The organism is Paenibacillus sp. F4 (genome assembly GCF_002894905.1).
In the GTDB taxonomy this organism is placed as follows: Bacteria; Bacillota; Bacilli; order Paenibacillales; family Paenibacillaceae; genus Paenibacillus; species Paenibacillus polymyxa_B.
The window spans coordinates 372630-397338 of record NZ_POVS01000017.1 but is presented as its reverse complement, the minus strand read 5'-3'; the positions used below and the strand labels follow the sequence as shown (position 1 = coordinate 397338).

Here is a 24709-nt window from a genome sequence, read left to right as displayed (position 1 = left end):
TTACTTGCGGCTCAAGCCGAGCTCGGGAATCAGTCTTGCGAAGGTATCGTGACTCTCCTTCAGTTGCCGCGCGAATGCCTCTGCATCCTGGACACGCAATCCCAACCCATGCTTACGCATTTCCTCCCTGAATTCCTCGTCTTTCGTCCCCTTGATCAGTGCATCCGTCAGCGTTTGAGCAACTTCATCCGGTGTATCCTTGGGTACAGCCAGCCCTCTCCAAGTGCCAATAAAATGTACACGCAGCCCAGTGGCTTGCTGTAGTGTCGGCACTTTTGGAAACGCTTCCGAAATAGTGTCTGCCTGGATCGCCAGTATGCGAAGCTTCCCTTCGTCCACGTATTTCTTCACCTCTGCGGGACTGACGGGTACAGCATCCACAAATCCGCTCATTAAAGCGGAGACGGCCGGGCCTGCTCCCTCATAAGGGATATGGGTAAAGCGGACTCCGCTTTTCTGCTCCAGCATCGCGGCAGCAAGGTGCCATATGCTCCCTGTGCCTGCATTCCCCATTTTGAGCTTGCCGGGATGGGCCTCAGCGTCCTCCAGAAATGCCTCCGCTGTCTTCCATGGTGCATCCGCCCGGACCGTAATGGCGGAAGGGTCCATATTGGTTTGAAGCAGAGGCTTAAATCGCTCATAGGTGAGCGGTAGCAGTCCCAAATGAGGCAACGTAGTCAGCTCAGCGACCAGATACGTTACGGTATAACCATCCGCCTGCGCCTCAGCCCCTTCCATCAGCCCGACAGAACCGCCTCCTCCCGTTCGATTAACGACGATGATCGGCTGACCGAGATGCTTTTCGGCGGCTTTCGCCAACGCTCTCGCGGTAATATCCGTACCGCCTCCGGCTGCATAAGGAACGACGAGTGTTATTGGCTTCGTAGGAAATATACGGCTGTGATCCTGCAGGGTGCGGTGATCCACATATTCACTGATACTCAAGGCAGAAAGCATAGCTACTCCCGCCGCAACCAGCACATATTTTTGCCATGGCTTTTTCTTCATTACGTTTCCTCTTCTCCAAAAATGAACTGGGCCCGTCATGCGCCCGTTTTCACCTCCAACGTTTTCGGTCTTGTTGTTTGCGTTTACATGAAGTCAATGTACCGCAACGTGGAGGGCTACAGCTATCGCTTAATCTTCGTATTTATCTTCTATTTCGCCAAAGTATTCGCCTTTTGACCGATCTGCATATTCATTGGAAGATTTGCTGATTTGTCTGAATTTCCCTGGGGTCACTTGTTTGTGCTTGCGGAATACCCGGATAAAGCTGTTCTCATTTCGGTATCCGACCTGTTCTGCAATTTCACCGATTTTCAAATGGGTTTCACATAGTAATGTGCATGCCTTTTTTACGCGTAGTCCAGTCAAATAATCGTAAACGGTGGTCCCCGTTTCTTCCTTGAACATACTGCTCACTGAGGACACGCTCATGTGAACATGATCCGCAATTTCCTGAAGCCCGATGTTCAAATGCAAATGATGTTCCATATACTCGATCATCTCTTGTACACGCACAAAATCTTTGGACTGAATGCGGCCATGCCATTTTTCTTCAATATCAGTCAACATAATGACCAGCAATGCCTCAATGTCTTGAAGGTCTAGCGTCAGAATCTGATTCCAGTGGTAATCAGCAAGCTGATCCGGCGGCGTCACACTCTGAGTGGCACACCATTTTAGCAAATCTTCCAGCAATTCATGAACAAACAAGTAGACCTGGGCTGGGGATGTTCTGTGGAGTCGAAGTTCTTCTACCCAGTGGCTGATTAGCTTTACACTTGCACCATGTTCCTGTGACTCCAGGGCACGAATCATTTCCACACGCCGATTGTCCAGCAATGTTGAATCCTGAATCTGCTCCTTTGACTGTTCATCCACTGTGTTATCCTTTTTCACACTTATGCTGCTGTCTATATTCGTATATGAACGTCCATACCCCTCATACAAACGCAAATTAAGGGCCTCTTTCCCTTTTATAAAAGACGCCCGTGCCTCTTGAATATCCGTGACCATATGACCAATTCCTATAGAAATGGTCAAAGGAAGATACTCACCGACAACCTGAATCAGCCTATCCACGCTTTTGTGAAGCAAAATGCTCTCTTGGAGGTCAGTCTCTGTACCGACTTCATTCGAACTCTCGCTGAACTGTAACAGCACAATAAAACCACTTTCCTCCTCCGGCGAGCATACTGCTTTCCAGTGAGGTTCGAGCATCTCTAGCAAAATATTGTTTAGCGCATACTTGAGCAGCATTTTATCCTCTTCTGGAAAGCTTGCGGCCCACGCAGAATACCGGTCAATGGACACGATCATGACAAACAAAGAATGGCCGTCCCAATCGGAAAAATACTGTTCCCATTTCATACGCATTTCCTGTATGCCCATTCTACGCTGGATGACATCTTCCATATATTTAGAACGCAGCTCCGGCAAGCTTCGCTCTACCACCAATGATTTGCGGTGAAACTCTCCAACCAGTTTGCTAATCACAGGTTCCAGGTCATACAATCCTCCTTGGCGCGTTCCCTTATTGCCCGAATTCAATAGGCTATTGATTTTTTTCATGGGGCGAAAAGCTGCATAATTGTAATAGTAAACTGCTGAGCACCCAGCCAGTATGGAGATAAAGGCCAGCCACAGCATCATATTGCGCGCCAGCTTTACATTTTTCAGCAGCTTGTCCATCGGAACGAGCGATACTAGACGCCAGCCCGTAACATCAGAAAAGGTTTGGTTGGCCATATATTCCATGTCCCCTATCTCCACATAAGCATAGGGGCTCACATCCAGCTCCTTCAAAATCCTGCCCATATCATTTAAGGGTAAGGACGATCTCAGCTTGGGATAGATCAACTCGCCCTCCAGATCATACACGTATTGCGAGTTGGATAAATGAATATATAGTTTGGAGAAAAAACGGTCATAATCCAGATTGATTAGCACCGCACCCATGACCTGACCATTCTCTACTATGGGCCTGGCCAGCGAAAGCAACTCTACCGTCCCCTGCTCACGATCGGTTCCGTACCATCTCCGCTTAATCAACAACGGCTTTTTTTGAATGTCCTGAATCCAGGGAACCCATGTGGTATCCGGTGCCTGCTTCCAATCAGGTATGTAACCATAATTGCTGGATACCAGAGCATGATTGTCCAAGGAAATAACTTCAACCGAATAAATTTCCTCGTGCGAAGAAAGGGTTTTTAAGTATTTGTGAAGCCGATCTATGACGGAGGCGTTGTCTGACAGCGATTTTCCATCCGTTTGGACACGTACAAAAGCCTCTACGTCCGGATGATATGCTGCGTCCAGCGCCTTGTTATCAGACTCACGAAAAGCCCGATTGGTCACATCCAGATTGATTTGCAACAATTCTATATTGGGTGTATTCAGCTCGGTATCCAAACCTTCACGGTATCCTGAATACGATAGCAATCCGATCACGCTAATCACGAGCGACACGCACAGAGTGAGCAGTAGGATCAGTCTTGTCTGTTTATTTTTCAATATCAATCGAAGCTTAAGTCGCATCATTCCCGTAACTTCATCCTTCCGGACTTCGTTGTCCATCTTCCTCTTGCCAATATATCTGGTGACATATTCTCCCTAAATGTATTTGACGCAAGAGGCGGAATTCCCTGCCTATGTAAATCAAACTTAACAGAAGTCACATCATTAAAATAAAAAGAAGAAGTCTCCCTGTACAAGGTAGAACTCCTTCTTTGGCACTGCTTGTATCATTATTCAGCAAAAACAGATACTCGCTTCACAGGTTTTAGCTTGTCTATTCCACCTGAAAACGATCCAGCTCCCGCTGCATCTCCTCGCGAATCTGACGAAGTTCTTTTACCTTCTCAGCCGACTCCTCAAAGGAACGCTTCTGCTCCACTGTGGAAGCCGTAATCTCTTCACTGCCTGCGGCGGACTGCTGAGTGATTGCACTGATATTTTCGATAGCTTGCTGCACCTGTACGCTCAGTTCTCGCGATACATTCATGTCCATTGATAGCTTGCTGACTTGGCCAGCAATTTGCTGCACTTTGCCACTGATCTCTGTGAACGATTCTCCGGTGGAGGTAGTTGCCTTCTCCTGCTCTCGGAACAGCTCCTGACTTTGCGCCACAGAAGTCTTCACCTTTTCCATAGCCTGCGTAATACCTTCGACAGCGGTATAAATTTTCTTCACAGCAGATTCTGATTGATTCGCCAGCTTTTTCACTTCATTGGCAACAACAGCAAAGCCCTTTCCCGCTTCACCCGCACGTGCAGCCTCAATGGAAGCATTCAAGGACAACAGCGACGTCTGGCTAGCAATTTCGGATACGTAGCCGGTCATGGTTGTAATCTCGGCTGCATTGGCCTCCAGCTCCTTGACCGTCTGCTCCACTTCGGACATGGCTGAACGATTTTCTGCAACAATACGCAGTTGATCACTCATGACCCGCGTACCCTGCTCAATGACACGCAAAGCATCCTCACTATACGCAGTCGATTGTGTGGTCTCCAGCAGATTCGATTCAAACTTTTGCTGCATTTCATCCACAACGCCAACTGTTGACGACAGGTCCTCAGCAATTTTCTGACTGCCTATCGCCAGTTCCTCTGTTGACGTGCTGACTTGTGTCACAATTTCCTTCATGGCCTCATTATGCTGATCAATATCCCGAGCCATCAGATCGACACGATTACCCGCCTGATCAATGGAGAGTACAATGCTGCGCAAGTTCCCGATCATCACCCGGAAAGATTCATTGAGCTCGTCTAGCTCATCGCGCCCCTTCGTTTGTGCGAGCTGCACTGTCAGATTCCCCTCAGCAATTTGCTTTGCGGCATCCGTTAACTTACGTGTTCTAAGGGCAAGCTGCCTGGAGGTATATGTATTATATAGCCCAACCGCCACCAGAAGTATAACTGCACCTGCCAAGGCCAATTGCCAAGTAAAACGTATGCTTTTGGTCAAATCTTCTGTGTATTGGTCATAACGTGCCTTGGTCAGCAGATCCAGCATAAATACATCGTTCTGAATCCCTTGGGCACGCATGGCCTCCCGCTTGGACTCTGGACTGTTTTGGGTGCTCATTGCTTTCTCCGTTGCTACTTTCAATTGGCTGAATTTTGTTTTAATCGTATTCAGTCGCTTTTGCTGCGCTTCGGTTTGCATCATGCCCTGTGAAAGCAATGCAATCGTCTTTTCAGACTGAGTCAGTTGATTTTGCACATCGGCTTTATTGCTCTCCGTCATGGAAGCTGAGTAATTTTGCAGTGCCTGCCCTGACTGAATCAAATAGGCATTGAGCTGCTGTACATTCAACATAGCCGGAACCAGATTACTACTTTGCGAGTTAATACGAATTAATTCAAAAATGATATATGCCACTAAAGCCAGACAAGCGATCAAGGAAATCATCGCGTTCAGCACCAGTTTACCTTGCAGTTTCATCAGCATTCATCCTCCGTTTGCAAAAATTTATTGGGTGGGAACAGTAAGTGTGCCGGATTTGATTTTTTCCATTAAATCATCCATCACCTTTTGCTGATCCGGCTTCAGTGTCACGACACGAATAGGTGCCAGACCTATACCATCTTCCGCAAGACCAAACACCATGTCCTTCTCCGTAAATTTTCTTTGATGATCTGCAAAGCCTTTGACTACTGTATAAATTGCACTGTCTACATTTTTAATCATCGAGGTCACTACCGCTTTTTCCGCAATGAAAAACTGGTCGCTATCGACCCCGATGGCGAATTTTTGCTGCTTCTGTACTTCTTGTAGCGCACCCACGCCCGTAAGGCCTGCTGCTGCATAGATGACATCAATCTGATCCTGATTGATCATGTCATCTGCAATTTGCGTACCCAGCTCCGGCTTTCCAAAATCTCCTGCATACGTAGCGGTGACTTTGGCATTAGGCTTGACTGAGTGAACCCCTGCGCTATATCCAATTTCAAACTTTTTCAGCAGAGGAGATTCCACGCCTCCGAGAAAGCCCACCTGTTCAGTGCGACTTGTCAAACCTGCGACAACTCCGGCCATAAAGCTACCTTCTTCTTCTTTAAAGGTGATAGAGGCCACATTCGGTAAATCTGATTTCTCATCCACGATTAAAAATTTACGGTCCGGATATTTTTTGGCAACGCTTTCCAGACTGTCCTTGACCATGTAACCCAATCCAACGATTAAATCAGCTTTTTCTTGAGCAAGCTGTTCAAAAGCCGCATCATACGTCTTGGTCTCCGTTATTTCCCGGTATTCAAAAACAATCTTCCCCTCATCCCTTGCCTTGACCAAACCTCGAAAAGCCGCGTCGCTGTAAGATTGGTCACCCAGACCAATATCTGACAGTACGATTCCCACCTTAATGGGCTGAGCCTTGGTTTGTGCTGCCGAATGCCCACATGCACTTAGCAATAATGCAAAGATTGTGACAATGGGAATCCACCTAAAATTTAATAATACAGCTCGCTTCTTCATGACATATCACCTCAACATAATTTGGAAATCCCCAACATCTTTATATCGGTTATAAAAGCATATTTTTTCATAATAATTTCTGTAAATTCAGTTCTTCTATTTTATTATGAAAAAATAGAAGGGACTGACCACCAGGCTCGAATAACATCGCCTAACAATCAGTCCCCAATCTTATTTACTTTTACTCCATTTGGAAGCAATCACTTCGGTTTTACTTTCTATGAGATCCATGACTTCCTCGCGGTGTTTCGTCTTGAATAAATCAATCATGTCCATCAAGTCGTTGCGGTCTAATAGTTTAACCCCGTTGACAGCAGCAAGTGTTTTACAGGATTCCGTATAACGACCGGAGGTGATGACGACAGACTTTTCGGCCGCATAATAACGCATGGAGGTATAAATTTCCTGCACCGCGCCCAAACCTACCGGATGTTGTACCCCATAACGTTTGGCCTGTATGACAACTCTGACGCCTTCACGGTCTGTAAAAACCAGATCCGCTCCAAAATCCCGGCTACTGGTTGTTTTATAGATATCCTTATAGCCAAGCGCGGATAATAACCGCTGCAAATAAAGCTCAAATTCCGACCCATCCTCCATACGATCTATATCCTGAATTCCAATTTTGCGCGGGTCCAGATCACGTAAAATCCGATTTCTGCGACCACGTACCAGTCCTCTGATGATGAGCGCAAACAACACTAAAAGTACAATGAGTCCTATTCCTAATTCCTTGTATGCCAATAATTTCTCTAGCAACATCCAACTCTCCCTTTTCTACCATAAGCGTAGCCGTATCATCCTTAACAGGGAACTCCCCTATGCACGCTGGCTCCCGTATTACATCTCTCTTTATCACATAACAATAGCCCCGCCAGATTCGACGGGGCTATCTTCGTCTTGCCTCAAAGCTGTCTAAACTCCATACTCCGCATTATTATTCGCGATTCAGCAAAGATTCTCCGGCAATACCAGGCTGAGTCATTTGGTACGGGTCCAATATAATGTCCAGCTCCTCCTCGGTCAGTACATTGTACAGCAAGCACAGCTCGCGCACCGATTTCCCAGTCGTAATTGCTTCGCGAGCAATGCGTGATACAACCTCATATCCAAGATGCGGATTAAGCGCTGTAATAATGCCTACACTGTTCTCCACATATTCACGACACCGCTCCACATTCGCTTCAATTCCTTCTACACAATGAATGCGGAAGACATGGAAGCCCTGCTTCATAATTTCCAGCGATTGCAGTAGATTGTAGACCAGTACAGGCTCCATTACATTCAGCTCGAGCTGACCAGCCTCTGAAGCCAAGCAGATTGTATGATCATTACCAATGACCTGGAAAGCAATTTGGTTAATAACCTCACACATCACCGGATTTACCTTGCCCGGCATAATGGATGACCCTGGCTGGCGGGCAGGCAGACTCAGTTCCCCCAGACCCGCACGTGGTCCGGAAGCCATCAAACGGATGTCATTTGCCACCTTAGACATATTCATCATACAAATTTTCAAGGCGGCAGACACTTCAGTATAAGCATCCGTATTTTGTGTAGCATCTACAAGATTTTCATCAGCTTCCACAGGGAAGCCACTGACGTCTGCCAGTACCTCTGCGACACGCTGAATATAACGACGGTCTGCGTTCAGGCCAGTACCCACCGCAGTTGCACCCATATTAATCGTTAGCAGGTGCTGCTTGGTCGCACGGACGCGTCCGATATCACGACCCAGCACACGCGCATAAGCCTGAAACTCCTGTCCTAATCGGATCGGCACTGCATCCTGCAAGTGAGTCCGGCCCATTTTAATCACACTATCAAATTCATTTGCCTTGCGGGAAAATGCTTCCTGAAGCTCACTCATGGTAGCTAACAGCTTATCAATCATACTTAATACAGCCAAGTGTACGGCTGTAGGAAAAGCATCGTTCGTCGATTGCGCCATATTAACATGATTATTAGGACTGATCTCCTGATAATCTCCGCGTTGCTTGCCAATCAGCTCCAGCGCGCGGTTCGCAATCACTTCATTTGTATTCATATTAATGGACGTGCCTGCGCCGCCTTGAATCGGATCGACGATGAAATGATCATGCAACTGTCCTTGTATAATCTCATCAGCAGCCTGAATAATGGCCTCTGCTTTGGGGCGGTGTAAACGGGTTAGTTCCATATTTACCGTCGCTGCTCCCTTTTTTACAATCGCCATGGCTTTAATCAACTCAGGGTGCAGTTTTTGGCCTGTAATTGGAAAATTTTCTTTTGCCCTCAACGTTTGTACACCATAATAGGCATCTGATGGCACTTCCTTGGTACCTAAAAAATCATGCTCCAACCTCATATTCTCTGATTCCTCCGCTTTGTTTACTACGTTTCTTCAATTCAGTACAGCCAAATTGACATAAAAAGACCTTTTCTGATCCCCTCTTCATTATACGTTTCTATTCCCGTGCTTTTCCAGTTGAATAAACGCGGAAAAAGCTATGTAATCCTATGACAAGTTATGATTACCCGTATATACCACACTTATTCGGTAAATGCTCAGCTATGACTTGAATACGGATTTAATGGCTTATAATAATATCGAGTGGCATGAAGCTGACCGTCGGCTGATTGAGCATACCCCGGAATAACACCAGCTTCTACGAACCCGATCGACTCGTATAGTCCATTGGAGGGATCACCCACCCGTGTATCTAGCACCAGTAACGTTCTATCCTGACTTAGTGCCTCTTCTTCCGCTGCCTTCATTAACTGTCGTGCGATCCCCAGTCTGCGTCCGGACGGATGCACCATAAGCTTTGCAATTTCCGCACGATGAATAGCGTTAGCTTTTTGCGCCAAATGCAGCTGGACCGTCCCTACAGGTACTCCGTCCTTCTCGGCAATCCACAGAACTACGCCGTCCTCAAGTACATTGTTCCAATAAGCTGCTGCTTCCTGATAACCTAATGGGGGTAAGAAACCTATAGATGCACCGTCTGCAACCACGTCGATTAACAGTCGACTTAGCGAATCTGCCAGGGCTTCGTTCAGAGCTTGAACAGGGTAGACTCTCATTTCGTTAGACATTGTGATTCCTCCCGATGAGTTCGATAACATACAATAAAGAAAGCAAACTATCTTTTTAGGATAGTTTACTTTCCATGATACTTCGTTTACTTCATCGTTCTCATTTCCATTACTGCTCTGCCATATAAAAAAACTCCCACAGATGACCATCCAAATCCTGAAAGCTCCATCCATACATAAAACCATGATCTTGAGGTTCGTTCGAGGGCTTGCCGCCCGCTTCCAAAGCCTTGTGGACAATCTCGTCTACCTTTTCTCGGCTCTCTACCGATAAGGCAACAATCGCTTCTGTACTTTTTGTGGCATCTGAAATTTCCTTTGTCGTGAACGCTTTAAAACGTTCTTCAACCAATAACATGACAAAAATATGCTCACTAACAACCATACAGGTTGCATGTTCATCAGTGAACTGAGCGCTGAATTCAAATCCGATGGTAGTGAAAAAATCAATGGACTGTTGCAGGTTTTTAACTGGTAAATTCACAAAAATTTGTTTAGCTGTTACTCCCACGACATTTCACCTCTTCATTCGTCATTCATTCTACTTTATCATACTACTTCTCCACAAAAGATAACTTAACTATCGTATAAAGTCAATCAATCTGACATTTGTATAGCGAAATCTCCTAGTCCCAATGTAGCTTATCCAACGTTCGAGATAATACAGCCGCAGCTTCTGCCCTCGTCACGGATGTAGCCGGGCCAAAACGGCCTTTCTCGTCTCCCTTCATAATACCTAGTCCAGACAAAGTCTTCACAGCCGGAGCTGCCCATGTGGAAATCTTATGCGCATCCGACAATGATACGGATTTACTTCCTGTTGCTTCTTCTGTAGTTGCTTCTTCTGTATTTTCTTCTGTATTCCCAGCGAAGCGTAAGGCTCTCTCTATGATCACAGCCAGTTCCTCCCTCGATACCGTGGCATCAGGGCGGAAGCTTCCGTCAGTATAGCCGTTGATCAGCCCGGCTGCTGCTGCGGTACGTACGGAATCCACATACCACGATTCGGGTTGAACGTCGTCAAAGTTCGTCAGCGTGCGATCTGTACGCTCCAGTCCAAGCACACGAACCAGCATCGCAGCCAGTTCGGAGCGTCGCACCTGACCTTCAGGCTCAAAGCGTACGCTCGCTAAGTCCATTTCACTAGTCGCATTAGCTGTAGACGCTGATGGAATGGTCCCCGCCACAACCAGGCGAGTTGCAAGACGTGTAATATCCTGCTGTGCCCAATGGCCGGATATATCAATGAACGATCCGTTTTCTCCAGAAGCCCCGCCATCCAGCACAGCGTAAGTCCCTCCCGAACGACCATACACGGTTATTTCCTCACTCACAGCGTGAAAAGGAACGGGTTGATAGGACACTTGTCCGACTTGGTTGGTCGATACCTTCACTACAGCGAGCTGGCCTGCATCGACCGTTGCAGGAACACGTAACAGATAACGTTCATACCCACTACCTGAGCCCCCGTTACCTGCCAAAGGCTGTTTCCGTCCATCCTCACTTCTCAGCTCAGCTGTGATATCCAAAGCCTGTAACAGTTTGCGCCCTGTCGGAACATCCAAGCGTTTAGCCAGTTCTTCGTTCGAAGTGATGGAAAAATTCAAGGAAATTTGTTTTACAGGCACTTGCCAGGTATCAGCCAGTTTCTGAAGAGACAAACGACTTGTTGCTACTTCATATCCACCCTGTGGCGTTTCCACTCGAAGGGTACGAATACGGTCGTTCAAGACGGCTCCCAAAGCTTCACCGTCTAAATGAACCTCGTACGTCCTCGCTTCTACTTGCTCCCCTGCACGGATCACCAGCGTACCCTTCGCGCCATTTTGAATGGCCTTTTGTATTTCAGCAACTGTTATTTGAGCAACTGCCTTTTTCAGTCCGTTGTTCTCCACTCCGGTCATTACAGACTTGACTTGCACCACATTTGTACCAGACAGGCTGCTTCCATTGGGTTCACTACTGGCAGTCTGCCCCTGCCCATTTACCGTTCCATTCACGTTACCGCTACTGCCATTTCCAGTGTTACCGTTTCCCTCGTTATCCTGCTGATCCTCATCATCATCGTCATTTCGGCCACTCCCACCATCAGTTGGTGGTTCTTCCGTTTTGCGCAGCAAATCTATTTGCGCAACCAACGGATCATGATCACTGACCCGCCCGTCCGCCGCACTAAAGTCTGCATTCATATGAACGATATCCAGCACGGATGTTTTGCTCAGTGACGGGCTGACCAGCATATGATCCAATGTTTGCGAGTTACCTTCATAAACATAGGAGTACCGTTCCTTTTCATCCAAATTGTCAATCAGATTGGTCAATTCCTGCCCCCGTAGCAAAGCCAGCGTTTCCGAAAATTGAAAATCATTTAGGTCACCGAGCACCACCATATTGGCCTTAGGGTTTACTTGCAGTACCGACTTTACAAAGCCATTCACAATCGTTGCAATCTTCGCACGCTGTATTTCGCTGCTTCGTACAGGCGGCTGAATTCCTCCAAATGGCGCTTGATCGCCCCCTTTGGAATTAAAATGGTTAGCGACCACAATTACCTGCTGGCCTTCAAACTCAAATTCAGCGGCCAACGGCTTGCGCGAGTCTTCAAATGACGCATTCAGGGGATCAATCCGACCCGGGTTGAGAGAGAGTCCCTGCACCCCATAAGTGACAGACGTAACCGAATCCCCCTTGGGCTTGTCGGTCAGCGTAACACGTTGCGGATTGTACAAGAAGCCAACACGGATATTGCCACCGGGGGCACCGCCATCCTTATTATTATCAGGGGCAATATCTGTAAATGCGTATTCCGGGCCTCCATGAGCACGAATCGCCTCTATGAGCACACGGAAGCTTTCGGAAGCGTCTGTGGTGCCATCATCTTTCTCACCGTTATTATCCTGCACTTCCAGCAATCCTATGATATCCGGATGATTCAAATTTACGGCGATAGCCTGCCCCAGCTGATCTATCCGTTTTCCATCACCGGGATCGAAGTTTTCCACATTAAAAGAAGCTACTGTCAGCTTACGATCATCGCGTATCAAACGCGTGTTGGCTGGCTGGAGGCCACCAGGTATAACATCTGGCAGACGCACTGGCAGCAGCTTATAATTGCTAAAGCTATAGCTCACCACACCTGTGATAGGACCCACAAAACGATCGCCTGTTTTCAACGGTGTCGAAGGCTTCGCATCAATCAGAATCCGTTGCGGGTTCAGACTTCTTTCTGTCAGCATGAGTCCGCCTGCCTCCGTTACAACCTCACCTGTGTTTGGACCGTTATCAATTCGGACTGGAATTTCATAGCCATAAGGACCAATTACAGTGGCATCCTTCAACTCTACACGCATGCCTTCTAGGCTTTCAAAAAAGTCCAAGCCATCCTCCTGTGGATCAAACACTGTCATTCCGTCATGATCCACAACAGATGTCGGCATCACACGTCCCTGTTCTCCTAGCAAAATTGGAGCTGGCAATGGACGGTCATTGGCAATTACCTTAACCGAAGAAACCACAATTTCTGTGGTTGTCAGGTCGATTGGCTTGCTCGCATACGTTCTTTCCGTGTATTCCTTCACCGAACCGCTAACCCTTACCTCATCCCCAACTTGTACACCGTGACTAGGCTTGTACACTAAAATGGCCTCGGATGTTTTTTCATCCTGATCCACTTGAGCATCCAACTCTTGGATATAGAAGCTGCTCCCCTTCACCATCGTGACAACGCCTTCAATATCCGCTACTTTTTGTCCTTCATATGGAGAACGGTGTGCTCCCCCCTGTATATCGTGGATGCGAAGCTTTTTAGGAAAATAGACATCTGCATATACACTTGCCCCTACAGTTACGGGTGAAGGTTGCACCTCTTTTCCTGCAAAAGACGCAGGCTCTGCCGAAGCTTTTCCACTGGACAACCCTACCGGCCCTCCAGCCGAAAGCACCAGTATGGCACTGAGCCATGTGATCCCGAACCTTTGTAATTTCGTGGGTAATATTTTTTCTATGTATTCTTGTTTCATCAAAAGATACTCCCCTCCTCATTTTTACCATGATTACGCTTACAAATATATTCATCTTTTAAGATACCATAAATTAGTCAATTTAGTACCTTAATTATGTAAAATGAATTCTTCTTGTCGTAGCATATTCAGATCAAATTATTGTAAACTTGTTCTAATACAGAAAAAGGTGGCACATACGCTATGGAGCATTTGCTTAACGATCAGGTTAAAAACATTCAAATCAGCGGCATCCGCAAAATCGCCAACAAAGTTGCCGCATTACCCGGAACCCTGTCATTAACGATTGGACAGCCGGATTTCCCTACCCCTGCGCATATTATGGAAGCTGCCCATCGGGCGATTAACGAAGGACGCACCTCCTATACACCTAATCCGGGACTGCCGGAATTACGAGAAGCCGCAGCGGCGTTTGTAGCCCGTAAATACGGCCTGAATTACCGTGGACAGGATGAGGTTATCGTAACGAACGGAGCCAGTGAAGCGCTGGATATTACCTTACGCACGATTTTGTCACCCGGCGATGAAGTCATTCTGCCTGTCCCGATCTACCCAGGGTACGAGCCATTGATCCGTTTGTCAGGCGGTATTCCTGTGTTTGCCGATACCCGCAGTAGCGGCTTCAAGCTCACGGCCGAGGTGCTGGAGCCTTATCTGACCGAACGGACAAAAGCAGTCATTCTCGGATATCCTTCAAATCCAACCGGACGAGTGATGAGCCGTGAAGAACTGGAAGCGGTCGCGGATTTACTGAAGGAGCGCGATTTGTTTATCATTTCGGATGAAATATACAGTGAACTGATTTACGATACACCCCACGTTTCCATTGCAGCTCTACCAGGTATGCGGGAGCGCACCATCGTCATTAACGGTCTGTCCAAATCACATTCTATGACGGGATGGCGCATTGGTTTTACACTTGCACCCGCTGAAATTACACAGCACATGGTCAAAGTCCATCAATACAACGTAACCTGTGCCAGCTCGATTAGCCAATATGCTGCCCTGGAAGCCATGACTGTTGGTGTCGATGATGCACTCCCGATGCGTGAGGAATACCGCAAGCGTCGTGATTATGTACATGGTAGGCTGATAGACATGGGTATCCCGCTGGAGAAACCCGAGGGAGCCTTTTACCTTTTCCCTTCCATCGCGCATTTTGGATTAAGCTCTATGGATTTTACCTTGAAGCTGCTGGAAGAGCATGGAGTGGCTGTCGTACCTGGAGATGCCTTTTCTTCCTATGGCGAAGGATACATTCGCTTGTCCTATGCTTACGGGCAGGATGTGCTGGAGCAAGGGTTGGATAAAATAGAGAGGTTTGTTAGGGGAATTGTGAGGAGTTAAGGTGGGAGGAGGCGCTATGCAGTCCATTTGATCTTCCGATCGCTGTTGCTGGGGGATTCTTGGATTGGATAAAACATTTATAGGTAAGAATCCCACTAAGCATATGCTTTCGAAGCAAGCTTTCCTTTGGAAAGCTTTTAGCCGAACGCTGTCGCTTCTCCAGATTCAAATGGCCCGCTTCGCTACTGCCCACCTTAAAGTCCCTCAAATCTCTAACGTGTGTGTGTAGTATGGGGAAAAGAAGTACAATACTCACCGCTTTGCGCGGTGAATAAACATAAAAAAGGCCTCTGAGCCACCCGTACAGGTGGCTCAGAGGCCTTTTCGCTCTTCCTCTACTCCCTCACCTGGAGTGGGATTAATGGGTGCGTACCTTTAAGCACGTCGCAGCAAAGGGGGCGGAATGGTGCTGGACAAGCGAAGCGGTCGCCTTTAAATTCCGATTTTAACCTTTAAATATTCAATCATAAAAATCGGAATTTAACAGCGATGGGAAGCACCATCCGCCACCGCAGCGACCTTTAAAGCACCAACTCCTAATCCCAACGCCCCCCTACTTTAAATGCATTTTGAATTGCAGGAACAATTCATTGTAATGAGCGAGCATGCGCTTGCCTAGATTGTTGTATACTTCCAGCTTGTCTGTAATTTCGGACGGAGGGTAAAAACGCTCGTCACCAGAGATATCTTCAGGCAACAACTTCTTTCCATCCTCGTTGGGTGTGGAGTATCCTACAAATTCGGCATTTTGAGCGGCTACATCGGGCTGCATCATGAAATTGATGAACTTATGGGCCGCATCCACATGGGTAGCGGTTTTTGGAATAACCATATTATCAAACCACAAGTTGGAGCCTTCATCTGGCACGATGTAATCGAGCTTCTCGTTCTCATCCATGATTTCAGAAGCATCACCGGACCATACAACCCCGGCAGCGGCTTCCTCGTTTGCCAGCAGCATTTTAATCTCGTCACCGACAACCGCTTTGACATTGGGCGCTAATATCTCCAACTTCGTCAAAGCCTGCTGCAAATGTGCCTCATTCGTATCGTTCAAGGAATAGTGAAGGCTGTTCAGTGACATCCCTACGACTTCCCTCGCACCATCAACCAACAGTAGATTATTACGCAGCTTTGGATTCCACAGACCGTTCCAGCTATGAAAATCAATGCCTTTCGTCAGCTCTGGGTTAAACACAATCCCGACTGTACCCCAAAAATACGGCACTGAGTATTCATTATTCGGGTCGAACGAAAGGTTTAGAAAATGAGAATCCACATGCTTCAAATTCGGCAGCTTGCTGTGGTCCAACGGGAGCAACAAGTGCTCCTGCTTCATTTTAGCCAAAGCATATTCCGAGGGAACCGCTACATCAAACGAAGTTCCTCCCTGCTCGATTTTCGTCAGCATCGCCTCATTGGAGTCAAAGGTCTGATAAATGACGGTAATTCCCGTCTCCTTCTGAAACCGTTCCAGCAGCTCAGGATCAATGTAGTCTCCCCAGTTGTACACCGTCAGTGTGTTACCACCGGAGTAGCCTTGACTGGAATTAAGCCATGCAGCCACCCCCATCAGCCCAAACGAGATGATGAAAATCGACAGAAACACGCGCACAAGTGACTTCATCTAGGCACCCCCATTTCTGCCGCAGGCTCTTTTTTACCATTACGATTCGCCTTGCGCATAATAAAGTAGTAGCCCACCACCAGCAGCACAGTAAACAGGAAAATGAGCGTGGATAGCGCATTGATGGACAAGGAAACCCCTTGACGGGCACGTGAGTATATTTCCACCGATAAGGTCGAATAGCCACTGCCTGTCACAAAAAAGGTTACCGCAAAATCATCCAGCGAGTACGTTAACGCCATAAAGAAGCCCGCATAAATACCTGGCTTGATAAAGGGTAGAATTACCTTGGTCAGCACATCCATTCGGCTGGCACCCAAATCACGCGCGGCATCGACCAGAGATGGACTCATTTCCTGCAACCGCGGCAAAATCATAATGACCGCAATCGGCACACTAAATGCAATATGGGATAATAAAACGGAGTAGAAACCCAGCTTAATCCCGACCATCGTGAACAAAATGAGGAAGGAAGCGCCAATAATGACGTCCGGGTTCACGATCAATACATTATTGAGCGACAGCATCGTGCTTTTGACTCGACGGTTCTGCATCTGATGAATAGCCAGCGCACCCATGATGCCAATAATCGTAGCCAACGCAGACGACAACAAAGCAATCACCAAGGTGTTAATGACAATAATGATCAAGCGAGTGTCTGCAAACACCTCTTTGTAATATTGGAGTGTAAAACCTTCAAACTCATGCATCGTCCCGCCACTGTTGAAGGAATAGTACATCAAATACAAAATAGGTGCGTATAACACGAGAAAAACAATCACCAAATAAATATTCCCGAACCGGTTTTTATTTACCATGCCGCACCCTCCGTTTCGTTCCCGAGGTGAGCAGCATAATGATCCCCATCGCCAAAATCAGGAACACGGCAACCGTAGAGCCCATCCCCCAATCCTGAGTAACCAGAAAATGCTGCTCTATCGCCGTCCCCAGTGTAATCACACGGTTACCTGCAATCAGGCGGGTAATCATAAACAGCGACAACGCTGGAATAAACACAGCCATGCAACCGGATCGCACACCCGCAAGCGTTAACGGGAAAATAACCCTACGAAACGCGGTCCACTTGGAGGCTCCCAAATCTCGGGCAGCGTCCAGCAATGAAGGGTTTAACCCTTCCAGCGCGTTATAGATGGGCAAAATCATAAAAGGCACAAAAATATAAACCGATACAAACACAAAGCTGGAGCTGGTAAACAATAATTGCTGACCTCCCAACCCAACCATACCTAACACCGCATTCACCGGGCCATAGGTACCAAATATCCCGATAAAAGCATACGTTTTGAGTAACAGGTTAATCCAGGTCGGCAAAATAATGAGCAACAGCCACAGCTGCTTATGCTTGGTGCGTGTGAGCAAATATGCTGCCGGGTAAGCAACTAACAGTGAAAATACAGTGATCAGAAATGCATACCAAAACGAGCTAAGCGTCATGCTCAAATAAATAGGTGTCAGAAACTGAGCATAGTTGTTGAAGGTGAGATGACCATCCACATCAAATAGCGAATAGTAAAACACAAGTACAACTGGAGCCGCCACAAACAGCACAATCCATAAATAATAAGGCAGCAGATACGCTGCTCTTGTATTACCGGACATGCTGATCCACCTCTTCATAGGCTTCCAGACGCCGATCAAATTCTTCCTCTGTTTCCCCGAACCGCATCACATGGATCGCTTCCGGGTCAAATCGCAGACCGATTTCACTGCCCAGCTCCGCCTTTTTGGTAGAATGCACGAGCCACTCCTGTCCTGAATCATCATAGCAGCTTATTTCATAGTGAACACCACGGAACAATTGGGTATCCACTTTTACACGCAGCTTGCCTTCAACAACACTCGTAATCTCCAGATCCTCCGGTCGGATCACGATTTCAATGGGCTCGTTCGGACGTAATCCTCCGTCGACACATTCAAACTGTCGACCGTTAAATTCCACTTGGTAATCCGCAATCATACGTCCTGGGACAATATTGGATTCGCCGATGAAATCAGCAACAAACCGATTGATCGGCTCATCATAAATATCATTAGGCGTACCACTCTGCTCAATCTTACCTTTGTTCATGACAAAAATTTCGTCCGACATGGCCAGTGCTTCCTCCTGATCATGCGTAACGAAAATAAAGGTAATTCCAAGGCGCTGCTGCATTTCGCGCAAAATGTACTGCATTTCTGTACGCAGCTTTAAATCCAGTGCAGACAACGGTTCATCCAACAACAGAACATCAGGCTCATTGACGATAGCCCTTGCGATGGCTACACGCTGACGCTGTCCCCCGGACATCTCAGAAATTTCCCGCTCGCCGTAGCCTTCCAGATTGACAAAGGACAACGCCTGTGTCACCTTATCCTGAATATCCTTTTTGTTCATCTTTTTGATCCGCAGACCAAAGGCTACATTTTCAAACACATTCAGATGCGGAAATAGCGCATAATCCTGAAAAACCGTATTGACCTGCCGCTCATTGGCTGGAACACGATTAATGAGTTTTCCATTTAAATAAATAGAGCCTTCTGTCGGCTCCGCAAAACCTGCAATCATACGCAAAATCGTCGTTTTACCACAGCCGGAAGGCCCCAGTAGTGTATAAAATTTACCACGCTCAATCTCAAAGCTGACGTCCGCCAGCACTGGGGGATCGTTGTCATATTGCTTGGTCACCCGTTCAAATCGGATGATGGTTTGCTCTCCCATAACACCCTCCTTCAAAAATTCGACTTCATTCCATTTCATTCTCTTCATTAAACCTATTTATTCAGGCCGTATCATTTACCCCTGTGACTTCCATGTAAAATAGTCTGTCAGCACACGAATGGCCACGCCGATTGCTTCCTCCGCAGGCTCCAGCTTCGCATGGTGCAAACCATAAGGCGTATCAACACCAAGCCAGAACATCAGACCAGGAATTCGCTCCAGAAAATACCCGAAGTCTTCTCCTGTCATCGCTTCTCCGCATTCAATAAGCTGCACATCCTGCCGATTACGTACCCAGTTCATAAATTCCTCGGTCACCTGAGCTTCATTGTACACTTGCAAATAGTTTGAGCCATAATGAATCTCGGCATGGCATTCAAACCCAGCTTCCACACCGCGCACCAGCGCTTCAATCCGTGATTTAACCAGCATCATCGTATCGGCTGACAACGTTCGGATCGTACCCTCCAAACGGGCGGTTTCCGCAATAATATTCTGCTTCGTGCCTCCGCTAACCTTGCCCACGGTAATGACTGCTGCATCGAGTGGATTCACATTACGGGCTACAACCGTCTGTAATTGTCCCACCAGTTGGCAAGTAGCCACTACCATATCATTCGCCTTGTGTGGATACGCAGCATGCCCGCCAGTACCCTTCAAGTCGATGAACAGCTCCGACGTATTGGCAAATAGGATACCCGGGCGAGTCGCAATTGTACCGACAGGATATTCAGGTGCAACATGCAGCGCGACAATTTCATCGGGTATCCAGTCGGCCAGCTCCGTGCTGTCCCGCATAGGCAAGGCTCCACCAGGTCCTTCCTCAGCCGGTTGAAACAGCACAACCAGATCATCCTTAATCGGATGGCTTGCAAAGTGAGTAACAATTCCCAATCCAATCGTCATATGTAAATCGTGTCCACAAGCATGCATATAGCCGGGATGGGTCGAACGGAAATCGTACCCTGTCTCTTCTTCAATCGGCAAACCGTCCATATCACAACGATATCCATAGCGGCGTTCAGGAGCCGTTCCATGAATGAACACTAACACGCCCGTACGCCATGTACGAATTTCCAGCCGCTCCTGAGGGAGCGTTTCCAAATAATCCAGCAAATATTGTTGTGTTTTGTATTCCTCAAAACCCGGTTCGGGAATTTGGTGTAAATCTCTTCGTATTTGGACAAAAGAACGATAGTCGACCGTACTCATTGCTACTACGCCTCCTCTTTATAGCTCATCAGCTCTTATCTGGCAAAAGAACAAAAGGACAAAAGCCCGGCGCAGCCGCCGAGCCTTGTCCGTTGTGCTTCGTCCCTAAGTTATGCTGTCAGTGCATCATGCTTCTGACAAGGAATCGTTCACCTTTGGTACATAAAAACTTTTGCCTTCTTACAGAACGCGCAGTTCTTTCAAAATCTCAGTTTTAGATTTGGTCTTATCATCGACCTGTTTGATCACACGTGCAGGTGTACCCGCCACTACGGAGTATTCAGGCACATCTTCAGTTACGACTGCTCCGGCTGCAACAACTGCACCTTTACCAATCCGCACGCCTTCCAATACGACCGAGTTCGCACCGATCAATACATCGTCTTCTACTACAACTGGCTGTGCAGATGGTGGTTCAATGACACCCGCCAGGACAACGCCTGCACCGATGTGACACATGTTACCTACTTTAACACGACCGCCCAGCACAGCATTCATATCAATCATCGTGCCTTCACCAATGGTGACACCGATGTTAATCACTGCACCCATCATGATGACTGCGTTGTTACCGATGCCAACCATATCACGAATATATGCGCCTGGCTCAATGCGGGCATTGATGCCTTTCAGATCGAGCATAGGAACAGCAGAGTTACGGCGGTCATTTTCCACCACGTAGTCTTCTTCTTTCGCGTTTGCGCTATCCAGTACAGGCTTGATATCAGCCCAATCACCAAATACAACACCACTGTCTCCAGAAATAAAAGCTTGAACATTCTCGCCAAAAGATGCGGAAGCCAAAGCTCCTTTTACATATACTTTAACAGGCGTCTTTTTCTTGCTGTTTTTAATCACGTTGATGACTTCTTGTGTATTCATTTCGATGGACATAGTAAATCTAACAACTCCTTCATCGCTTCATACGACTTCGCAAGCCGGAATGATCTTATTCTCTCATCCTTTATAGCACAAAAGTGCAGGTCTCGCAATTATAGATTAGACCCTTATAGCTCTAACCTAACCCTTAAAATAACAATTTCCAACGGCATGACTGCCTTAAATTCATAATTGTAAGCCGCCGACCATCCCACATCAAAGTAGGGTTATTTATTAGCTTGCAGGCTCTCCAGCGATGTATAAATGAAGGATTCGAATCCTTCAGCAGGTTCACCTTGTGGAATGTTCACTTTCACGATGAAACCACCTGTTTTATTTTCTACAACAATATATTGCTGTGTCATCTTCGAACCGCTCGCTTGTAAGAACAGACGGCTACTGGACAGCGCTTCAGGTAAGGCTGCTTTGTCCAGCTTTTGCACCTTGCCGATGGAAGCTAGATCCTTCTCGCCTTCTTTTTGAAGCTCATCCAGATTAAAATCGGAGGGCAGCTTTGTAATTTCAGCATAATAGTTATCATCTACAGCCAAGGCAACACGGTTTTGATCGGGAAACAGGGACATCGGATCAAACACATACAGTGAATATCCCTCTCCTTTTGCCAATGTTGCTGTCTGCTTTTCCTTCTTTCCTTCAAGGGTAAGCTCAAAAGCTTGAGTTTTCGAGCGTTCCCCGCCTACTTGTTGACCAGAACTTCCGTTTTGACTGCTATCTGTTGCAGCCTCTGTTTTTTGTATTTTCGTTAAAGTCAGTTGCTTCGCCGTCGCGTCGCCCTCTACTGCTTTCTCGCTATATTCAAACGCTACTGTATCGCCTTCTTTAAGTCCAGCTATTACCGTGTCCAGTCCCTCCCCCAATTGGAAGGATTGGGCTTCACCATTGGTTTCAATCTCTACCGTATGCGGGTCAGCAGCTCCATTGTATACACCTGTGCCTTTTTTAACCTCCGGCTCAGCGATTGGCTCCGGTTTAACTTGCGGCTGCTGTCGCGTTTGCGGTTGGTCTGACCCTTGAGGTGCGGTGTTATTGGTTTGCGGTTTCGTTCCACAGGCTGACAGAGCCAGCACTGCCACTACAGTCAGTAGTATGATTGAAAATGTGTTTTGTTTTTTCATAAAATCCACCTCCACTATGATAGACGAGCTTGTGCAGCAAAAGTTCTACGCAGCATCTCACTTAAAATCCTACCTCCTGCTCCCGTTTATAATATTCTCAGGATTTTGCAAAATCCTAATACCACGGGAATGTCAGGTACGGTATAATGGGCTGTATTAAACCTATTTTTCGAGATACCGCTTGGAAGGAACATAGACGTATTTACTTTCTTCCATACGGATGGAGCTACCACATGAATCAAGCACACAAACCGTCGTTTTCCTTTGAATTATTGTACATCATAGGTATTATCGCTATTTCGTTCTCCTCGATCTTCGTAAGATGGTCTGAAGCCGAGGTGTCCGTCATCGCTATGTACCGTTTGTACCTAACCAATCTGATCATGCTGCCTTTGGTCTGGAAGTACCGCACTGAGCTGTTTAGCCTGACCCGCAAGCAGTGGATGCTGATCCTCTGGTCCGGTATTGCGCTGGGGCTGCATTTTTTGCTCTGGATGGGCTCACTGCGACTGACCACCGTTGCAAGCTCTACCGTTATTATGACATTGGAGCCGATCCTTGTCATGCTCGGTTCTTTTTTGTTTTTCCGGACGGGCACGAATCGCGCTATGCTCATCGGAATGGGTATGGCTTTTATCGGCTCACTGGCCATCGGAGCTGGAGACTTCCATGTCTCGGGACAAGCCCTGCTCGGGGACGCACTGTCCTTCTTGGGTATGGTAGCCGTGTCCATCCATATGCTGATGGGCAAGCATCTGCGCGAGCATTTGAGCGCGTTTGTCTATAATTTTTGGGTTTTCGCCATCGCAGCCACATCACTTGCGCTGTATAATGTGGTCAATGCTATTCCTTTTACCGGATACGCTCCACGGGAATGGGGACTGTTCCTGCTACTTGCCATTGTGCCTACGCTGTTCGGACATTACCTGTTTAACTGGCTACTCAAATACATTAACGCCACCGCGGTGTCGATGGCGGTACTCGGCGAGCCCGTTATTTCTTCCCTGCTAGCTTGGATGCTGCTCGGGGAAAGGCTGTCTACTTTACAATTTGGTGCAGGCTTTTTCATCCTGTTCGGGGTATGGATTTTTATCCGATACGGAGCGGATTTTAAAAAGAAAGTTATCCACCAAAGTGAGTTGCCCGACACTGAGCACCCCTTGAAGGCCAGCTCTTAACTTATTTACCCCATTTTCATAAACCATACTCAATGGATTAAATTTACTGTTAAATAAAGGAAGGCGGAATCCTCTATGAAATCCATCGTATCCAAACGCTGGCTGCTGGCCCGATTGTATGAGCCGGACATGATCATTGCCGACTGCCGTTCCCTGCTCGGACAAGCCGGGGCTGGACGGACTCAATTTAATGAAGACCATATTCCAGGGGCGGTTCACTTCGATTTGGAAGAAGACCTTACTGCTCCTCTTGGTGAGCATGGTGGTCGCCATCCATTACCTGATGCGGATACACTTGCCGCACGTCTGAGTCGTGCCGGGATCAACGCATCTTCACGGATCGTCGCTTATGATGACCAAGGCGGTATGATGGCTTCCCGCTTCTGGTGGCTCCTGCGCTATCTCGGGCATGAGCAGGTATATGTGCTGGAAGAGGGCTACAGCGCTTGGAAGGAAGCGAAGTTCCCCGTTACGGCAGACCAGCCAATTCGCATTCCAAGTACATTCACACCGAATGTACAGCCGCAAATGCTCACAAATATGCAAGAAGTGCAACGTGTATCCGAAGGTTCGCTTCCTGATAGCTCTTACATATTGATTGATTCGAGAGAGCGGCCGCGTTACCTGGGGCTGGAGGAGCCCATTGATCAAGCAGCGGGGCATATCCCAAGTGCGGTGAATTTCTTTTGGAAAGAAGTATTGGACGAAAAAGCCAGCTTTAAAAGTGTGGAACAATTGCAGCAGCACTTTGCCGACCTTGATCCAAACGCAGAAATTATCGTGTATTGCGGTTCTGGCGTATCCGCCTGTCCCAATGTACTCGCCTTGAATGAAGCTGGATTTAGTAAGGTCCGTTTATATCCGGGAAGCTGGAGCGACTGGATCAGCTATGAGGAGAATCCGGTGGCGACCGGAGAGGAATAAAAAGTTTTCAACGGATATACAGTGGTTCTAAAGACAGATACACCGTCCTAGCGATTAGGCTTACGGCGGTGTATTTGCTTTGTTCAAAAAAACAACTTGAGCTGAGTGA

At 47.3% G+C, this 24709-nt stretch carries 19 protein-coding genes; 3 read left to right on the top strand and 16 right to left on the bottom strand.

What is annotated here, in order from left to right:
• The 9 genes from C1T21_RS20490 to C1T21_RS20450 all read right to left on the bottom strand — a co-directional run bounded on the left by C1T21_RS20490 (position 1) and on the right by C1T21_RS20450 (position 13578).
• Positions 1-1008: a tripartite tricarboxylate transporter substrate binding protein gene (locus tag C1T21_RS20490; protein ID WP_103049544.1), complete on the bottom strand. Its 1008-nt coding sequence runs from the start codon at positions 1006-1008 to the stop codon at positions 1-3.
• A 129-nt stretch (positions 1009-1137) separates the two neighbouring features.
• Positions 1138-3579, bottom strand: a complete 2442-nt coding sequence (locus tag C1T21_RS20485) for an AraC family transcriptional regulator (protein WP_103049543.1) — start codon at positions 3577-3579, stop codon at positions 1138-1140.
• Between the two features lie 214 nt (positions 3580-3793).
• Positions 3794-5449, bottom strand: a complete 1656-nt coding sequence (locus C1T21_RS20480; protein ID WP_103049542.1) for a methyl-accepting chemotaxis protein — start codon at positions 5447-5449, stop codon at positions 3794-3796.
• 27 nt (positions 5450-5476) lie between these two features.
• Positions 5477-6481, bottom strand: a complete 1005-nt coding sequence (locus C1T21_RS20475) for a BMP family lipoprotein (protein ID WP_103049541.1) — start codon at positions 6479-6481, stop codon at positions 5477-5479.
• Between the two features lie 171 nt (positions 6482-6652).
• Positions 6653-7243, bottom strand: a complete 591-nt coding sequence (locus C1T21_RS20470) for a restriction endonuclease (protein ID WP_103049540.1) — start codon at positions 7241-7243, stop codon at positions 6653-6655.
• 175 nt (positions 7244-7418) lie between these two features.
• Complete coding sequence (gene aspA, locus C1T21_RS20465; protein WP_103049539.1) at positions 7419-8828, bottom strand: aspartate ammonia-lyase; 1410 nt, start codon at positions 8826-8828, stop codon at positions 7419-7421.
• 200 nt (positions 8829-9028) lie between these two features.
• Positions 9029-9559 carry a GNAT family N-acetyltransferase gene (locus C1T21_RS20460; RefSeq protein WP_103049538.1) on the bottom strand — a complete coding sequence of 177 codons (531 nt, stop codon included), beginning with the start codon at positions 9557-9559 and terminating at the stop codon, positions 9029-9031.
• Between the two features lie 109 nt (positions 9560-9668).
• Positions 9669-10070, bottom strand: coding sequence for a VOC family protein (locus tag C1T21_RS20455; RefSeq protein ID WP_023989581.1), 402 nt, complete (start codon positions 10068-10070; stop codon positions 9669-9671).
• Between the two features lie 115 nt (positions 10071-10185).
• Entirely contained in the window at positions 10186-13578 is a 3393-nt protein-coding gene (locus tag C1T21_RS20450) for an S-layer homology domain-containing protein (protein WP_103049537.1), read from the bottom strand.
• A 183-nt stretch (positions 13579-13761) separates the two neighbouring features.
• Here C1T21_RS20450 and C1T21_RS20445 point away from each other — a divergent pair, with 183 nt between their 5' ends.
• Positions 13762-14925 (top strand): aminotransferase A, encoded by a 1164-nt coding sequence (locus tag C1T21_RS20445; protein ID WP_103049536.1) that lies wholly within the window; start codon positions 13762-13764, stop codon positions 14923-14925.
• A 553-nt stretch (positions 14926-15478) separates the two neighbouring features.
• Here C1T21_RS20445 and C1T21_RS20440 read toward each other — a convergent pair.
• The 7 genes from C1T21_RS20440 to C1T21_RS20410 form a co-directional block, all read right to left on the bottom strand.
• Positions 15479-16552, bottom strand: a complete 1074-nt coding sequence (locus tag C1T21_RS20440) for an ABC transporter substrate-binding protein (RefSeq protein ID WP_103049535.1) — start codon at positions 16550-16552, stop codon at positions 15479-15481.
• The gene (locus tag C1T21_RS20435; RefSeq protein ID WP_103049534.1) at positions 16549-17370 is read right to left on the bottom strand and encodes an ABC transporter permease; all 822 of its coding nucleotides are present in this window, start codon (positions 17368-17370) and stop codon (positions 16549-16551) included. The genes C1T21_RS20440 and C1T21_RS20435 overlap by 4 nt, the downstream gene beginning before the upstream one ends.
• Positions 17360-18172 carry an ABC transporter permease gene (locus C1T21_RS20430; protein ID WP_103049692.1) on the bottom strand — a complete coding sequence of 271 codons (813 nt, stop codon included), beginning with the start codon at positions 18170-18172 and terminating at the stop codon, positions 17360-17362. Before C1T21_RS20430 ends, C1T21_RS20435 begins: the two co-directional genes overlap by 11 nt.
• Positions 18162-19271 carry an ABC transporter ATP-binding protein gene (locus C1T21_RS20425; RefSeq protein ID WP_103049533.1) on the bottom strand — a complete coding sequence of 370 codons (1110 nt, stop codon included), beginning with the start codon at positions 19269-19271 and terminating at the stop codon, positions 18162-18164. The genes C1T21_RS20430 and C1T21_RS20425 overlap by 11 nt, the downstream gene beginning before the upstream one ends.
• 75 nt (positions 19272-19346) lie before the next feature.
• On the bottom strand, positions 19347-20483 hold the full coding sequence (locus C1T21_RS20420) for an N-acetyldiaminopimelate deacetylase (RefSeq protein WP_103049532.1): 1137 nt from the start codon (positions 20481-20483) through the stop codon (positions 19347-19349).
• Positions 20484-20663: 180 nt separating this feature from the next.
• The gene (gene dapD / locus C1T21_RS20415) at positions 20664-21377 is read right to left on the bottom strand and encodes a 2,3,4,5-tetrahydropyridine-2,6-dicarboxylate N-acetyltransferase (RefSeq protein ID WP_013311259.1); all 714 of its coding nucleotides are present in this window, start codon (positions 21375-21377) and stop codon (positions 20664-20666) included.
• Positions 21378-21589: 212 nt separating this feature from the next.
• Complete coding sequence (locus C1T21_RS20410) at positions 21590-22498, bottom strand: hypothetical protein (protein WP_103049531.1); 909 nt, start codon at positions 22496-22498, stop codon at positions 21590-21592.
• Positions 22499-22731: 233 nt separating this feature from the next.
• Between C1T21_RS20410 and C1T21_RS20405 the strand changes: the two genes are divergently transcribed.
• Together C1T21_RS20405 and C1T21_RS20400 are read left to right on the top strand one after the other, a co-directional pair.
• Positions 22732-23676: a DMT family transporter gene (locus C1T21_RS20405; RefSeq protein WP_025720933.1), complete on the top strand. Its 945-nt coding sequence runs from the start codon at positions 22732-22734 to the stop codon at positions 23674-23676.
• A 75-nt stretch (positions 23677-23751) separates the two neighbouring features.
• Positions 23752-24600: a sulfurtransferase gene (locus tag C1T21_RS20400; protein WP_103049530.1), complete on the top strand. Its 849-nt coding sequence runs from the start codon at positions 23752-23754 to the stop codon at positions 24598-24600.
• The last annotated feature ends 109 nt before the right edge of the window (positions 24601-24709 follow it).

Coding starts and splice junctions, on each gene's coding strand:
- C1T21_RS20430 (WP_103049692.1), bottom strand. CDS start 18,172: ATGTCCGGTAATACAAGAGCAGCGTATCTGCTGCCTTATTATTTATGG.
- C1T21_RS20450 (WP_103049537.1), bottom strand. CDS start 13,578: ATGAAACAAGAATACATAGAAAAAATATTACCCACGAAATTACAAAGG.
- C1T21_RS20490 (WP_103049544.1), bottom strand. CDS start 1,008: ATGAAGAAAAAGCCATGGCAAAAATATGTGCTGGTTGCGGCGGGAGTA.
- C1T21_RS20425 (WP_103049533.1), bottom strand. CDS start 19,271: ATGGGAGAGCAAACCATCATCCGATTTGAACGGGTGACCAAGCAATAT.
- C1T21_RS20405 (WP_025720933.1), top strand. CDS start 22,732: ATGAATCAAGCACACAAACCGTCGTTTTCCTTTGAATTATTGTACATC.
- C1T21_RS20445 (WP_103049536.1), top strand. CDS start 13,762: ATGGAGCATTTGCTTAACGATCAGGTTAAAAACATTCAAATCAGCGGC.
- C1T21_RS20460 (WP_103049538.1), bottom strand. CDS start 9,559: ATGTCTAACGAAATGAGAGTCTACCCTGTTCAAGCTCTGAACGAAGCC.
- C1T21_RS20475 (WP_103049541.1), bottom strand. CDS start 6,481: ATGAAGAAGCGAGCTGTATTATTAAATTTTAGGTGGATTCCCATTGTC.
- C1T21_RS20480 (WP_103049542.1), bottom strand. CDS start 5,449: ATGAAACTGCAAGGTAAACTGGTGCTGAACGCGATGATTTCCTTGATC.
- C1T21_RS20420 (WP_103049532.1), bottom strand. CDS start 20,483: ATGAGTACGGTCGACTATCGTTCTTTTGTCCAAATACGAAGAGATTTA.
- C1T21_RS20400 (WP_103049530.1), top strand. CDS start 23,752: ATGAAATCCATCGTATCCAAACGCTGGCTGCTGGCCCGATTGTATGAG.
- dapD (WP_013311259.1), bottom strand. CDS start 21,377: ATGTCCATCGAAATGAATACACAAGAAGTCATCAACGTGATTAAAAAC.
- C1T21_RS20440 (WP_103049535.1), bottom strand. CDS start 16,552: ATGAAGTCACTTGTGCGCGTGTTTCTGTCGATTTTCATCATCTCGTTT.
- C1T21_RS20470 (WP_103049540.1), bottom strand. CDS start 7,243: ATGTTGCTAGAGAAATTATTGGCATACAAGGAATTAGGAATAGGACTC.
- C1T21_RS20435 (WP_103049534.1), bottom strand. CDS start 17,370: ATGGTAAATAAAAACCGGTTCGGGAATATTTATTTGGTGATTGTTTTT.
- C1T21_RS20485 (WP_103049543.1), bottom strand. CDS start 3,579: ATGGACAACGAAGTCCGGAAGGATGAAGTTACGGGAATGATGCGACTT.
- C1T21_RS20410 (WP_103049531.1), bottom strand. CDS start 22,498: ATGAAAAAACAAAACACATTTTCAATCATACTACTGACTGTAGTGGCA.
- aspA (WP_103049539.1), bottom strand. CDS start 8,828: ATGAGGTTGGAGCATGATTTTTTAGGTACCAAGGAAGTGCCATCAGAT.